Origin of the sequence: Streptomyces sp. NBC_00683 (genome assembly GCF_036226745.1) — a bacterium.
Classification (GTDB): Bacteria; Actinomycetota; Actinomycetes; order Streptomycetales; family Streptomycetaceae; genus Streptomyces.
In genome coordinates, this window is record NZ_CP109013.1 from 739,807 (window position 1) to 755,026 (window position 15,220).

A 15,220-nucleotide genomic window follows, 5' to 3' on the forward strand; every position below is an offset into this window, starting at 1 on the left:
GCGCATGCACGTCACTGTCACGAGCACGCCAATGCACTCAACAGGACTCACCTGCAACGGAATTCATCCACGGCGATTCCAGAACCGACGGCGCCACCACCCCTCCGGGGGCGGTGGCACCGTCATGTCATGCCGCGTAGGTCAGCTGACGGGGATCGCCCGGGGAAGGGCGGAATCCACGGTGTTGCCGTGCTTGTCCTCGGCCGTCACGCGGACGCCCAGGAAGCCACCCGGCTTCAGCGCCGTGTGCGGTGCGAGGAACCGGTACTCACCGTCATAGCCGAGGATCACGACCTGCTGCCAGGTCGCGCCGTTGTCGGAGGTGACCCAGGCGCGGACCTTGCGCAGGCCGTCGACCGCACCGGTGACATCGGCCTTGACCAGCAACGGGAGGCCGGCGCGTGCCTGGTTCAGGTTGTTCAGCGGCGCGTCGAACGACACGTTGAGGAGGTTGACCGGTGTCGCTGTCTCACCCGTGCCGCCTGCGGTGAAGGTCCACTTGGAGGTGGCCTCGCCGCCCATCGGGAAGATCCCGGCGGAGGTGTAGGTGCGACGGAGTTCGTACGATGCCTTGTCGGCGTCCGCGAACGTCTTGTCGATCAGCGAGCCGCGGTCGGCGACCAGCGCGCCGTTGCGGTAGAGCTGACTCGTGGACTGGGTACGCTGGGGGACGTTGAAGTCGCCGAGCTGCGGGGCGAACCCCTTCGGGTTGACGGCGTCGTCCACCTTCAGCTGGAGGCGGGCACCCGCTGTCTGGCCCGTGGCACGCACCGAGAGCGGTCCGCCGAACCAGGTGTCCTTCGTGGAGGTTCCCGGCTTGTACGTGCAGTAGACCGGCGCGTAGTTCATCTCCACGCCGCCCTGGCTGCGGTAGCTGAACCGCAGCCACGTCCTGTCCTCGGCCTGGATGTACTCCGTGCGCTCGCGCGGGACGGTCAGGTAGGACGGCGAGGAGGTGTTGAGACCGTTCAGCCCGGTCCCGTAGACCGTGCTTCCCTCCTGGTAGCGGAGCTTCTCGTTCATCCCGCGGTACGTCGTGCGGACCTTGGCGAACTTCTCGATCTCGCTGCGGGTCAGTCGGCGCTCGGGGTTGTCAGCGACCTCGGTCCGGGCGTAGGCCGCGTCGTAGAGCACGGACGTGTCGCCCACGGTGGGGTCGCTGTCCGCGTCCGCGAGGCGCCAGCGCTCGTTGAACGCGACCTTGCCGAGGTGGGCCTCGGTGGTCGGAGTGATCCAGAGGGCGTCCTTGGGGAAGGCCCCGTAGGCGCCGCCGGCCAGCATGCTGTGACGGATGCCGTACTGGCCGTCGTCGGTGGTGCGGGACAGGTTGCCCATCATGAACTCGGGGCGGGTGTCCTTGCCTTCGACCGAGGCGGTCCAGCGACGGGCCCTGCGAGCGTCGAAGACGATCTCGTTCGTACCGGCCTTGAGGTCGGCGCTGACGATTGCGATCTGCTGGATGCCGTCGATGGTCATGCGGATCATGGCCAGGCCCATGTAGGTGCCCTCGGGGACCCGCAGGTCACGGGTTCCCTCGGCGCGGACCTCCGCGTTCAGCGAGGCGCCGCTCTCCGCGTTGAGCAGGGAGATCTGCGCGGGTGCGGGCTTTCCCGCACGGTCGAGCGTGGTGACCTTGACGGACTGTGCCCGGTCCAGGAGCAGCGGGATGCGCAGCGCCTGGCCACCGCCGTCGGGGAGCGCCGTCAGCGCGCCGCTGTACGTACCGGTCGGAGTGCCCGTGGCGTCGACGGTCAGGGTGACGTCGGCCGTCTCACCGGCGCCCACCGTCACGGAGGAGGCGGACAGCTTCAGCATGCCGTCCGGCGGAGGCGAACCGGCCGCGGCCAGCGTTCCCGTGAGGTTCAGGGTGACGGCATCGCTGCCCTTGTTGGTGAGCTTCACGGTACGGGTCGCGGTGTCGTCGGTGACGTCCAGGTGCCCGAAGTCGACGGCGCCGGTGTCGGCCACGACGGTCTGCTTGAGGGCGGCGGGAAGGTTCACCACGCCGGTGCCGACGTCGTACAGCGACTGACCGCTCTGCGGAGCCGTCGTGGTGCCCATCAGGGTGTGCTTGATCTGGTCCGGGGTCCAGTCGGGGTGCTCCTGCGCGAGCAGGGCCGCGGCGCCCGTGATGTGCGGGGCTGCCATCGACGTGCCGGAGAGTGCGGTGTACGCGGGGTCGGTCTGGACGGTGCCGAGGTTCGTGCCCGTGGCGCGTGCCGCGACGACGTTGACGCCGGGGGCGGCTATCTCGGGCTTGACCGTTCCGTTGAACGACGGTCCGCGGCTGGAGAACGAGGCGGTTCCGCCCGCGAAGTCCACCGCGGCGACCGACAGGGCGTGCGGGGCGATCGACGGGGCCGACACGGTGCTGATGTTGGGACCGTTGTTGCCCGCCGAGACCACGAACAGGGTGCCGGACGAGGTGGCCAGCGCTTCGAGCGACTGGGTGACCGGGTCCTGGCCGTTCGTCGGGCCGCTGCCCAGCGACATGTTGACGACCTTGGCGCCCTGCGCGACGGCCCACTCCATGCCGGCGATGACGGACGAGTCCGAACCGGACCCGTCGTCGCCCAGGACCTTGCCGACGATCAGGTCGGCGTCCGGTGCGACGCCGGAGCGTATGCCCGTCGCTCCTGCGCCGCTGCCGGCCACGGTCGCCGCGACATGGGTGCCATGGCCCTGCTTGTCGAGCGTGCTGCCGCTGCCCGAGAAGTCCTTGGCCTCGCTGATCCGCCCCGCGAGGTCGGGGTGGGTCTGGTCGGCGCCGGTGTCCAGCACGGCGACCTTGACACCCTTGCCCGTGCGGCCGGCCTGCCAGGCGCTGTCGGCGCCGATCTGGGTGAGGTTGCGGTCCAGCGCGTCGGCGTGCACCTTGCCGTCGAGCCAGATGCTCTTGACGCCGTCCAGCGCGTCCTTGCTGTCCAGGGCGTCGCCGACCTCGGCCGCGTCGTCCTTGTCGAGGACCGCCGTGCTCGCCCTGAGCGCGTGGAAGTCCCGCTTGGCGGGCATCAGTCCGTCGCTCTCGAGCGCTTCCGGACGGTCGGCGCCGGTGCGCCGCACGATCAGCGGGAGCGCGTCGACACGGGAGTCGTCGTAGCCGTCGCGGACCAGCCCGTCGACATTGAACAGCTGCGGGTCCAGGAGGGAACCGACCTTGCCGATCACATCGCTCGGGTAGAAGTACGCGTCGCCGTCGATGTCCGTACGGGCCAGAACCGTGCCCGGGGCGGAATCCGCCGCGGGCACCGCGCTGTACGACTTCCGGCCGTCCGGTGTGGTGGTGACCGTCACCCGGTCACCCGTGATCAGCGTGACCGTGTGGCTCACGGACGCGCCGAACGCGGCGGCGGTCGGCTCCGGGGCGGGCGTGGCGGTAGCCGTAGGCAGAACGGCGGGCGAGCACAGGGCGGCGACGGTGACCGCCGCCACGAGTCTGGCGCGAGCGAGGGGCTTCATGGGGACTCCGGCTTCGGGACGGGGAACGGTGTCGGTATGCCGTGCACGGGGGGCTCCGGCAGCTTGATGCGGTACGCACTCACATCGCCCGTCTCCTCCTCGGAGAGCAGAGTGGAACCGGTGAGCCGGCACCACCCACGGACGGAGGAGCGGACCTGAGGGTTGGCACTGTGCAGTTCCAGCACGCTGCCGAGCGGCAGCTCGCACCGGCGCCGCTCCAGCAGACCGAGGATCCGTGACCACGGTTCGCCGCCCGCGTCCACGACGGCACGGACCGAGTCATCCGGACCTGTCGCGTCGGACGACGCGGCGGGCGAGGCAGGACACATGGGCAGTTCATCCTCGGTGGGGCGGGAGCGGGCACACACCCCGCGGTTCGGGGTTGGCCAGACCGTAGGCAACCGTCGTTACCCGCGAATTACCCGCCGGAGGGGCACCTCAGCACCGGGTGCGGCCTTGCTGCCGGGCACCTCGTCATGGCAACGCCCGGGTAATGGGCGTGGTCTAGCGTCCGCCGCCCGAGGAGAAACACGGCAGGAAGCTGGGGTGGGAGATGCGGCGCGCACTACGCCGGAGCGAGGAGACCGCAGACGTCGGACTCGTAGCCCTCGGGGTGACCGTGGCCGAGGAAGAGCTCTACCGGCACCTGCTGCGCTCGGGCCCGGCGTCCGCCGAGGAGCTCGCCGCTGCGCTGCTGGAGCCGCACGCGGAAGTGGCACGACGGACCGAGGCACTGGCTGCGCTGCAACTGGTCACCCTGACGGCCGGCGCGCCGGAACGGTGGGTGGCCGCGGCTCCGGAAGTGGCGGTGGAGCGGCTCATGGAGTGCCGCCAGCGGGAGCTGAACCGGGCCCGCGGTGGGCTGGCCCGGCTAATGGACGAGTACAGGTCGGGCCATCGGCCCGGTGCGGTGGCAGGCCCGGTCGAGGTGGTCGAGGGCGCCGAGCGCTGCGGGCGCCGATACGCGGAGACCGTGGCGAACACCGCCAAGGAGCTGCTCGTGCTCAGCAGGCCGCCGTTCGTCATCCACGGTGGTGTCTCCCTCGATGTCCTGGGCACCCTCGACCGGAACGTCCGTTGCCGGTCGATCTACGACCGGCGCGCCCTGGACCTGCCGCACTCCGTCGCCGACATCACCTCCTACCAGGCCGCGGGCGAGCAGGTGCGCGTCGTCGACGAACTTCCCTTGAAGCTGCTGATCTCGGACCGGACGACGGCGCTTCTCCCTGGCGGCGACGACCGGCCCGGCGAGTGGTTCGTGGTCTCCGGCAGCACGTTGGTGGAGGGCCTGGTGTCGCTGTTCGAGCTGCTGTGGGAACGCAGCGTCCCGCTCGTCCCGGTGCACGCCGAGACGGACGTGACGGAGGCCGGACTGCCCGCATCCGACATCCAACTGCTCGGGCTGCTCTTCGCCGGGCTCACGGACGCGGCGATCGCCCGCCAGCTCAGCACGAGCGTGCGTACCGTGCAGCGGCGCCTGACCCGGCTGATGGAGCGGGCGGGCGTGGGAAACCGCGCGCAGCTCGCCTGGCACGCGGCGCGCGGCGGGTGGCTCACCCATTAGGGCATGTATCGAATCGTGATCAATCGCCTGTTGAACGTCCCTTACATGGCCGCCCGTTCTGGCGCGCGGGGTTCGGTGTGGCGTCAGCTTTGGAACCACACCGAGCCCCGCGTTTCAGATCAGGAGCCGTCGATCAGTCTCTGCACCTCGGGCGGGAGCTCTGAGCCGGAGTAGACGGAGAAGAACGTGGCTGTCTTCGGTGTGTCCCCGATGGCGATGGCAACCTTGGGAGAGATGCCGTCCACTTCGTAGGCCGTCTCCGTCGTATCCGGCTCCTCGCTCTTGTCCTGGCCGCCGGTGTCTTCGCAGGGTGGTTTGGTGGCGACGCCGAGCTTCTTCCCGGGTGTGAATTCAACGTTCGCCACGTCTCGATACGAACTGTCCTGGTAGGTGTACCGATTGACGCAGGAGGCCCCACCGCCACCGCTGTCGGCCGTGCACGCGGCTACTGACATCACCATGGCCGCCGCCACCAGCAAGCCGGCGGATCGCTCGGTCCAGCTCATGCGTGTCCCCCCTCAGTAGATGCTGCAAAGAGGAGGAGTTCCTCCTCCTTGCCACATGGCCTCGCCATCGCTCAGCACGGGAATGAGACCGTGCCCATGGTGAGGCCTTCGTGTTCCGAAATTCGACGTCGGCAATTCGGATCAGGTTCCCTTGCCACGCGTTCTTTCGACCCGAGATGTGCTCGTGCAGCCTGGGGCAGGCGGCAAGGATCGCACTCAGGTCAGCCGAGCGGTGGCAGCCGCTGCTCCTGGTACACCGGCGGGGCGGCGAATCCGAGCAGGCACGCGAAGCGCCCGCTGATGTGCAACTCGGCCCAGCGGAACCGCTCAGCGGACCCTATGGTCGACGGGTCGACGGTGCGTCACGCGGGTTCGACGGGAAGCCACAGCTCGCAGGTCGCCGTGCTGAAATCGTCCGCGCGCTCGAGGACCGCGACGACCGAAGGCCCCGGCCGTAGCCGCCACGGGTTGGAGGGGAACCACTCGGTCGCGGTCGCGGCCCAGGTCGTCTGCAGGGCATGCGGATGCGGTCCGCTGGTACGGAAGACCGCCCACATTCCAGCCGGCACCTCGATGGTGTCGAGCCCGTCCGGGACCGGCGTGTCCCGGCTGAGAGCCACTCCGTGCAGGTAGGTCAGTTCGCTGCCCTCCCTGCCGTCGGGGTCGAGGTCGTCACTGACCTGCAGCAAGCCCGCGGGTTCGGTGTCGCTGAGGGCCTTCAGTCGCCCGTGCTCCTCCTGGGGCAGCGCGGTGATGTGTTCCTGGATATGCGGGTTGACGCCCCGGTGAATGAGCGGAACTCGGGCTGCGTGTCCTACCAGCCTGAATGCGGGGCGGTCGGTGAGGCGGGTGTCCATGGGGAGAATCCCTTCGACGGTCAGGCGGAACCTGAGCTGCGGTTGCGTGCGCAAGGGGCCTCCGTCACGGCGTACGTCACCGGGGCCGACACCGTGGACCGCTCGGAACGCGCGTCCGAACGCCTCACTCGAGCCGTATCCGTGCCGGACGGCGATGTCCAGCAGGTCCTCCTCGCCCCGGACGACGTCGGCGGCGGCGACGGTCATGCGGCGCCGCCGCACGTACTCCGACAGCGGCATACCGGCCAACGACGAGAACATCCGACGCAGGTGGTACTCGGTGGTGCCGAGCGCTCCGGCCAACCTGTCGACGTCGAGCTCCTCGACGAGGTGCTCCTCGACAAGATCGACGAGCTGGTTGAGTGCCGAGATCACGAGGCCTCCTTTCGACTCCAACCCTGGCAGCAGGTACCCCCGCCGTACCCGATCGTTGCGAACCGATCCGATCAGGTGCCTGGACCGAGGCGCCAGTACCCACACATTCCTGCCACAGCAGTCGTTCCGACGGCTACAACACGCTCCGCCCGCCAACTGGAGCACTCAGTCACAGCTGGGCGGTTGTGGAGGGGGCTGTCCGGTGAGCCGCAGTACGACGGTTGTCACAGGCACGCGAGAGGGCCGTCGCCCGCACCAGCGGTCGGCGGCCCTCCCTGTCACCGTGCGTCGCGGCACGTGACTGCCGCGACGCACGCCGGGTCACTTCAGCGCGTACGCCTTCGTGATGTCCTGGACCGTGCGGTTCCCCGACGTGTCCCAGACCTCCGTCCGCAGGCTCACGAAGCCGTCGGTGGCGGCCAGTTCAGGATGTACGTACGTGGCCTTGAAGGTGTTGCCGTCCTTACGGCTGACCGGCACCCGCTGCCAGGTGGCGCCGCCGTCGTAGCTGACGGCCACTTTCGCGCCGGCCATGTCGGTGGACCCGGTGAAGCCCTTGGCCCGCGACGCGTCGACGGTCAGCGTGTAGTCCTGATCCGCGTCCACCTTGTTGAGGATGTCGGCCTTCATGGCGTAGTCGAGCAGCACGACGGGCAGTGCCTCGCACATGGTCGCCTTGGGCACGGTGACCTTGCAGTCCTTGACGGACATGGCGGTCGGGGCGGCCGATCCGAAGGTGTACTCGGTGTGGATCTTCGACCCGAGTGTCACGCCGGCGTAGTCCTTGGACCTGACCGAGTCGTCCACGAACCGGTAGGCGGCCTTCTCCGGGACCATGATCGCGCCGCCCGCCGGGACCGGCTCACCGTCGCGGTAGTACGTCCATGCCCGTGCGCGGCCCCCCTTGAGGAAGTGGTCGCTCTGCCCGTCCCCGCCCAGCTGCGGCTGGAACACCGTTCCGACGTCCGTGCGGCAGAAGCTGCAGGCGAAGTCGGTGGTGTTGGCGGTGTGCATGGCCGGGCCGAACCAGTCGCTCCGGTGCGTCGCGCCCGGTCGGTAGCTCTTGACCGTCTCCGCCATCTCGGCACCATAGGTGGTGCCGGCAGTCACCCCCTGCCTGTACGTGGCGCCCTCGGCGGCCAGGATGTAGTCGTCCCTGACTTCTCCCTGCTGCAGGAACTGACTCGAACGGAACGAGGTCATGGGGAACGGACCCCAGGAGTGCAGCACGTGGTAGCCGACACGCGCCTCACCGTCCGTGTGGAAGGCGTTCACGACCTTGGCGAACTTGTTCGCCCGGACGGTCATGCGCATGTTCGCGGGAATGCCCTCGTTGAAGTCCCACTCGCCCGAGTAGGCGTAGCGCGACTCCTTCACTCCCTCCAGAGTGATGCTGGTGCGCGCCGAGTTCGCGACAGCGGTGGCCAGGTCCCGGCCCTCCCGGTACGTCGTGGCGAGGTAGGGCACGGTGACTCCGGTGACGACGAACATCTGCGGCGAGTCGTCGTTCGGTGCGACGACGATGGCCTCGGCACCCGCCGCTTCGACCGCCCGCAGTATCGTGCCCGCGTTCCCGGTGGTGCGGTCGAGGTGCACCAGAGCGGCCTTGCCGCGGACGTCGGTCGCGGCGAGGTCGGCCGCCGAACCGCTGCCTGCGTCCACGACGTCGTACTTCCGCGTGCCTTCGAAACGCTGGAGGTAGCTGGACGTCTTGGCCGTCAGCGCCTTCGTCTCGGGCCGCGTCACGGTGGCCCGGATGAGCGGTTCACGCTTGGAGTAGTGGACGGACGTCCACAGCTCGCCGGTGGTGGGTTCGGCGGCGGGAATCGCACCGTAGCGCTCGTCGGACCAGTTGAGCAGGCCGGCTATGCCGGACACGACGTGCAGGGCGCGGTTCTCGGTGAACCGGGCGGTCTGGAACGAGAAGTCCGAGCGTTCCAGCGCCCTGCTCTCGTCGGGCAGCCGCACGTCGAAGTCCGTGGCCTTCGTGCCGTCGACGGTCACGGCGACGTCGCCGTCCGTGAGGTCGATCTCCGGCTGGGCGAAGAGGTCGGTGGCGTAGCTCTCGGTCGCGTTGCCGGTCCCGGCGGTCTCCAGACGACCGGTGACCGAGTACTTCCCTGCGGGCAGGCGGAGCTCCTTGCTTCCACCGGCGGCCGACGTGCTGGTGAAGTAGCCGTTGTCCAGCCCCAGCACGAGGAAGGAGGCCAGGATCGCCGGCTTGCCCTTGCGGTCCTTGAAGTTCAGCGTGAGGCCGTGGCGCTCCGCCTCCTTGATGAAGCCGATGGCCGTGTGCGCGCTCGCACCGCTCGCGGTGGTCGCCGTGAGGTGGCCGCTGTACTGACCGATCGGGACGACGTTCGGGTCGAGGACGACCGCCACCTCGGTGGAGCCGCCGGCCGGGACGGTGACCGGCTCCGAGGTGACCGTCAGGGCTCCGGCGGGCAGCGTGCTGCCCGTCTCGGCGCGGAGTGTCACCGTGGTGTCTGCGGAGGTCGGGTTGGTGAGGGTGACCTTGCGGGTCTCCTTCTCGTAGCCCGACTCCTGCCACTCGACGAGGCCGAAGTCCGCCGTGCCGGACATCTCCAGCTGGGGGTCGAGGGCCGCGGGTATGTCGACGCGGCCGTTGCCCTGCTGGTACACCGTCGGACCGGTCGCGGTCCTGGAGTGCGCGGTGAGCGCGTCCTTGATCCGCTGCCCGCTCCAGTCGGGGTGGCGCTGGGCGAGGATCGCGGCGGCGCCGGCGACGTGCGGGGTGGCCATCGAGGTGCCGCTGGCCGACGTGTAGTACTGGTTGACCGGGGTGCCCATGGTGGTGCCCGCGGCGCGGGCGGCCACGATGCCCACTCCCGGAGCGGTGATTTCCGGCTTGATGGCGCTGTCCCCGACGCGGGGGCCCCGGCTGGAGAAACTCGCGAGGACGTCGGACTTGTCGACGGCGCCCACGGTCAGGGCCGAGTCCGCGGTGCCGGGGGTGCCGATGGTGGTCTCGCCGGGGCCGGCGTTTCCGGCCGCGATGACGAAGAGTGTGCCGGTCGAGGCGCTCAGGCGGTCGACCGCCTCGGTCATGGCGTCGTCCGGCGCTGTCGTCGCTCCGCCGAGGCTCATGCTGATCACGTCGGCGCCCTGGGCCGCGGCCCACTCCATGCCCGCCATGATCCAGCTGAACTGACCGCTGCCCCCGTTGTCGAGGACCTTGCCGACGAGGAGGTCGGCGCCGGGAGCGACGCCCTTGAGCCGGCCCTCGGAGTTGGCCCCGCTGCCGACGATGGTGGAGGCGACGTGGGTACCGTGGCCCTGCCCGTCGTCCACCGGCAGTCCGGGGACGAAGCTGGCCGTCGCGGTCAGCCGGTCCTTGACGTCGGCGTTGGTGAGGTCGATGCCCGTGTCCAGGACGGCGACCTTGGCGCCCTTGCCGTCGTACCCGGCCGCCCATGCCTCGGGGGCGCCGATCTGCGGAACGCTCCGGTCCAGGGTGGCCTTCGCCTTCGCGTCGTACCAGACCTTCGCCACGCCCGCGCTGCCCGGCGCGGTGACCGGGGTGCCCTTGTGCGGCGCCTTGCTGACCGGCTTCACCTTCTGCCAGAAGGAGTTGGCGCCACTCTTGGCGACCGCCACACCGGTCATGTCGAGCCGGTCCAGGACGGCGCCGCGCTCGGCGCCGGGCAGGGCGTCGGCCCGCTTCTTCAGCGTCGCGGCGGTCGGCTTGTCCTGGTAGGCGACGATGACCGGCAGGGTGTCCGCCCGACCGTCCGCGTAGCCGTCCTTGATCAGTTGCGTGACGTTGAACAGACGCTGGTCCAGCGCACCCGAGGCGATGCCTTCGACCGCGTCGTCGGGGTAGACGAAGAGGTTCCCCTGAGGGTCCGTCATTGTCTGGAAGGTCTTGGCCTTGCCGTCGGCCGCCGTCGCCGCGACGGACTGACGGCCGCCGGCGTCGACGTCGACCGTCACCCGGTCCCCGGTGATGAGGGTGACCGTGGACGGCTTCGCTGCTCCCGCAGCGGGTGCGACCAGACCCGTGGGCGACGGTGTCGCCTGGGCTCCGGTCACGGCAGGGAGGGTGACACCGACTGCGAGAGCAAGACCGGTGGCCAGCAGCCGGTTTCTCGTTCTCCCCTGGGGGCGCTTCATGGGCTCCTCCTGGATCAGGCTCGGATCGCGCCGGATCGCGCCGCGGCCGGTCGGCCACGGCTTGGTTCCATTGCGTGTGTCCGAGACGCTACCGGCGGTGATCGGGCCCGCAGAAGGTCAAGGCGCGGCGCATAGGTGACACCGGCACCTATGCGTCACGGGAGGGTCGTACAGCACCAACATGTGCGCGGATCAGGCGAGTTCACGCACGAGGGCCGGACTCCGGTGTACTTCACCGTGAGTCCGGCCCCGTTCACGGCCGGGCGTTCCCGCCGGCCGGCTTCGGCGTTCTGTTCACGTCACTTCGCGACGCGCACCGCGTTGATCACGGTCTGCTCGATGCGACTGCCCGCGGCGTTCTCCCCCTTCACGCGGAGGGAGACGGAAGTGGCCCCCTTCTGAGCCCTCAGCTGCACCGTCGCCGCCCGTGAGGTCGTCTGCGAGGCCGCGCGGTGCCAGGTCTTCCCACCGTCGTACGAGACCTCGACCGACGCGGACCTGAGCGGCGACCGCGAACCGTCGGCGCCGCGGAAGGAGACCGTGAGCTTGTGTGCCGCCAGCGGCTTGATCGAACTGTCGAGCGCCACTCCCCGGAGGTCGTAGTCGGCGTGGAGCAGCGGAAGCGTGTGCCAGTCGACGCCCTCCGGTTGCGCGGAGTCGAAGGTCCACGCGGTGTGCGTCTCCGTGCTGGTCTGCCACCACGCCTGGGTCCGCTTCGCGTCGAGCTCGAAGCGGTACCGGGACTTCTGCGCCGGCAGTCCGGTGATCGCCGCGAACGGGTAGGGCGCGGTGCCGAGCAGTGCACCGTCGCGGTAGACGCGGAACTCGTCCACATCACCCTCTGCCATGGAGCTGCCCTCGTAGAAGTGCCCGTCCGGCGAAGCCCACACGGGGATCTGGACGACCATCTCCTCACTGTTCCGCGACGGCGTCATACCGGTCCCGGGGGCGTAGACGTCGACGGGCGACGTCGGGCGCTGCACCGGCTTGAACCACTCCTCCGAAACCACCTTGCCCGGTGTGTACGGCCGCAGCATGGAGACCATGGAGGCGCCGTTGCCCGGCACGACGACGCGCTGCCACTTGGCGTCCTCGGCGTTCACGTACACGTGCTGCGTCGTGCCGAACGCCATGTCGGCGAACGACCCCGCACCGCGCTGCGCGACGGTGCTGTAGCCGAGCCAGCCGTCCTGGTTGTTGCGGATGTCGTCGGGGTTGGCTCCCGGCGAGTAGGTCTTGACCGCGATGTCGGCGAACGTGCTCCGGTCGGGATCGAAGGTCTGGTCGGCGGCGATGCCGTCGTCCTCACCGCGCACCAGACCGTAGAGGTACGACGGGTTCTTCTCGACGGTGAGCTGGACACGGACCGGCCCCCGGGTGAGGGCCTGGGCCAGCAGGTCGCCCCGGCTCTTCGGGACGCCGAAGACGGGCACCGTGGCGGGGATCGAACCAGGGAGGCGTTCGTCGGCCGAGTTGACCACCATGATCGCGGCGGCGCCCGCCTCGACCAGGCGGGGCAGGACCGTGTACACGTCCGCGGTCCGCCGCACCATGGCCAGCTTGCCCTTGACGTCGACGGCCGCGAGCTCGGCGGCCGATCCGGTGCCGACGTCGGCGACGGTCAGGCGGCGCTTGCCGTCGAAGCGGCCGGAGAAGCTGAACGACTCTGCCTGCAGGTCCACGTCGTCGCGCAGCTGCGCCTTGGCGATGATCGGGGGGCTCTGCAGGATCCAGTTGACGTTCGTCCCGAAGGTGCCGTCCTTGGGCTTCGCGCTCGGCAGGGCCCACTGGTGGCCACCGGCGCGGCCGAGCACGAAGGTGGAGGAGGCGCCGGTGGACTGCTCGTCGGACCGGCGGCCCACCGACAGGATCAGGCTGCGCAGTTCGCTGCGCTGGGGTGTCTCCGCCTTGATGGGTTGGGCTTTGCGGCCGTCGGCGGAGACGGCGACGTCCTGGTCGCCCACCTCGATGTCGGGAATCCCGAAGGTGACGAAGTCGCTGTCCTTACGGAGGTGGCCGAAGACCGTGTATCGCCCCGGCTTGACGTGGGCGGTGGCCACACCGTCAGCTCCCACCCGGATGAAGGCCGGCGGGCCGGAGTCGGTGAGATCGCGAAGGGTGACGACGCTGGCGCTGGTCGCGGGGGTTCCGTCGGGCATCAGCGCTGTGAACGTCAGCTTGACCGTGGGCTGTTCGCGGTTCAGTGCCACGGTGGCGTGCGCGGTGACGCCCTCCCCCGTCGCCGTGATGGTCCCGGTGTACGTGCCGTAGGCGGTGGCGAGGTCGGGCGTCATGGTGACGTCCACGTCGGCGCTGCCGCCTGCGGGAACGGTCACGGTCTTGGCCGCCAGGGTCAGCGCGCCGGCGTCCACGGCGCCCGAGCCCGAGTCGAGGGTGAGGTCCGACGCCAGCGAGAGGGTCACCTCGTGGTCGGCGGTGTTGTGGAAGGTGACCTTGCGGGTGATCGGGGCCGCGGAGTCATGGGCGGCGACGGTGCCGAAGGACGCGTTGGTGGCCCAGACCGTCTGGTCCAGAGCGGCCGGGACGTCGACGCGCCCCGAGCCCTCGGCGAAGGCGCCGCCCGCCAGTGTCTTCGCGCTCGACATCAGCGCGCCCTTGAGGTCGGCGGCACTCCACTCGGGGTGAGCCTGGGCGAGGATGGCGGCGGCTCCGGCCACGTGCGGGGTGGCCATCGACGTACCGCTTGCCTTGGTGTACGACTCGCTGACGGGCGCGCCCATCGCGGTCCCGGACGCCCGGGCCGCCACGATGTCGACTCCGGGCGCCGCAATGTCGGGCTTGAGCGCGTTGTCCCCGAAGCGCGGGCCCCTGCTGGAGAACGGGGCGAGCTTGTCCTGCTTGTCGACGGCGGCGACGGTCAGCGCCGCGTCGGCGGCGCCCGGCGATCCGATCGTGGTCTGGTCGGGGCCGGTGTTGCCGGCCGCGATCACGAACAGCGTGCCGGTCTCCGCGGTGAGCTCGTCGACGGCGGCGCTGAGCGGATCGGTGCCGTCGGAGACCTCACTGGAGCCCAGGCTCATACTGACGACCTTGGCGCCGCTGTGCGCGGCCCACTCCATCCCGGCGAGGACCCACGAGTCGGTGCCCGACCCCTTGTCGTTCAGGACCTTTCCGACGAGCAGCTCCGCGCCCGGCGCGACGCCCTTGTTCTTCCCCTCGGATGCGGCTCCCGAGCCCCCGACCGTGGACGCGACGTGCGTGCCGTGGCCGTGGTGGTCGACCGCGTCCTCGGCGTCGGTGAAGTTGCGGGCTTCGCCGACCCGTCCGACCAGGTCGGGGTGGGTCTGGTCCACACCGGTGTCCAGCACCGCGACCTTGACCCCGCGGCCGTCCTTGCCTGCCGCCCAGGCCTGGGGGGCGCCGATCTGCGGCACGCTGTCGGCCAGGGTGGCCTTCACCTTGCCGTCCAGCCAGACCTTCTCGACGCCGGCGGCGAGCTTCCTGGCCGAGGCGCCCTTCTGCTTCGACCGCAGCCCGGACCAGAACACGCTGGTGCGGCCCGCATCGACATGCGTCGCGGCCGACTTCAGCCCGCGCAGCTTGCGCACCTTCTCGGCACCCTGCGGGAGCGGCACGTCCGCCTTGGTGCCCCGGACGATCAGCGGCAGTTCGGCGCCGTCGGAGTAGCCCTGCGCGATCAGCGCGTCGATGTCGAACAGGCGGGGGTCCAGGGTTCCGGCGTCGAGGAGCGCACGCACCTCGTCCGGAACCACGGTGATCTGCGTGCCGGTCTGCTCGATGCGCGCGATGCCCTCGGGGCTGTCCGCGTCGGGCTTGAAGGACACGTTCTGTTCGGCGCCGGTGCCGGTGACGACGACGGTGTCGCCGGTGATGAGACGGACGGTGTGGATGGCCGCCGACGTCGAGGGGCTCAGGGCGCTCACCCGTGGTTCCCGCGCAGAGTCGGCGCCGAGGGCGGCGGGCGCCGTGGCGCCTATCAGCGCGGCGAGCGCGACGGCTGTCGATGCTCTGAGTATGGGTCGGTGCATGGCAGTGATGTCTCCTGTAGGAAAGAGTGGCCGGGGCCGCGCACCCCAGCGGGGCACGGCCTCGGACGGTCGTCGGGAAGCGAATCGCTCACGCCTGTGGGCCGGGCGAGGCCATGCAGGCGAATGCGCGGTGCGGTTCGCCGTGCGCACGCACGCACGTGGCGAGGGCCGCTCAACGACCCCGGATCGCAGCAGACGTGCCGGCGGATCCGGGAGTGAACGGTTCCAGTTCGGCTCCGCTCCGTACAGACATTCCGCTGGCACATCGGCGTCAATGACCCCGATACGCCACGTGGTTGCCCCGGACGTGCAGGG

The 15,220-nt window shown here is 70.0% G+C and carries 7 protein-coding genes; 1 reads left to right on the forward strand and 6 read right to left on the reverse strand.

The window, feature by feature from the left end; genetic code table 11:
• Window positions 1-141 precede the first annotated feature (141 nt).
• Both OG257_RS03365 and OG257_RS03370 read right to left on the reverse strand, forming a co-directional pair.
• On the reverse strand, window positions 142-3,459 hold the full coding sequence (locus tag OG257_RS03365; RefSeq protein ID WP_329204580.1) for a S8 family peptidase: 3,318 nt from the start codon (window positions 3,457-3,459) through the stop codon (window positions 142-144).
• Complete coding sequence (locus OG257_RS03370; protein ID WP_329204581.1) at window positions 3,456-3,788, reverse strand: sulfurtransferase TusA family protein; 333 nt, start codon at window positions 3,786-3,788, stop codon at window positions 3,456-3,458. Before OG257_RS03370 ends, OG257_RS03365 begins: the two co-directional genes overlap by 4 nt.
• A gap of 224 nt (window positions 3,789-4,012) precedes the next feature.
• On the opposite strand from OG257_RS03370, the gene OG257_RS03375 reads away from it, so the two are divergent.
• Entirely contained in the window at window positions 4,013-5,023 is a 1,011-nt protein-coding gene (locus tag OG257_RS03375; protein ID WP_329204582.1) for a LuxR C-terminal-related transcriptional regulator, read from the forward strand.
• 119 nt (window positions 5,024-5,142) lie between these two features.
• On the opposite strand, the gene OG257_RS03380 is transcribed toward OG257_RS03375, so the two are convergent.
• From OG257_RS03380 to OG257_RS03395, 4 genes are all read right to left on the reverse strand, one after another.
• Window positions 5,143-5,529 carry a DUF6281 family protein gene (locus OG257_RS03380; protein ID WP_329204583.1) on the reverse strand — a complete coding sequence of 129 codons (387 nt, stop codon included), beginning with the start codon at window positions 5,527-5,529 and terminating at the stop codon, window positions 5,143-5,145.
• Window positions 5,530-5,891: 362 nt separating this feature from the next.
• Entirely contained in the window at window positions 5,892-6,761 is an 870-nt protein-coding gene (locus OG257_RS03385; RefSeq protein WP_329204584.1) for an AraC family transcriptional regulator, read from the reverse strand.
• 321 nt (window positions 6,762-7,082) lie between these two features.
• On the reverse strand, window positions 7,083-10,895 hold the full coding sequence (locus OG257_RS03390; RefSeq protein ID WP_329204586.1) for a S8 family peptidase: 3,813 nt from the start codon (window positions 10,893-10,895) through the stop codon (window positions 7,083-7,085).
• A gap of 299 nt (window positions 10,896-11,194) precedes the next feature.
• Window positions 11,195-14,905, reverse strand: a complete 3,711-nt coding sequence (locus OG257_RS03395) for a S8 family serine peptidase (RefSeq protein ID WP_329204587.1) — start codon at window positions 14,903-14,905, stop codon at window positions 11,195-11,197.
• Window positions 14,906-15,220 lie beyond the last annotated feature (315 nt).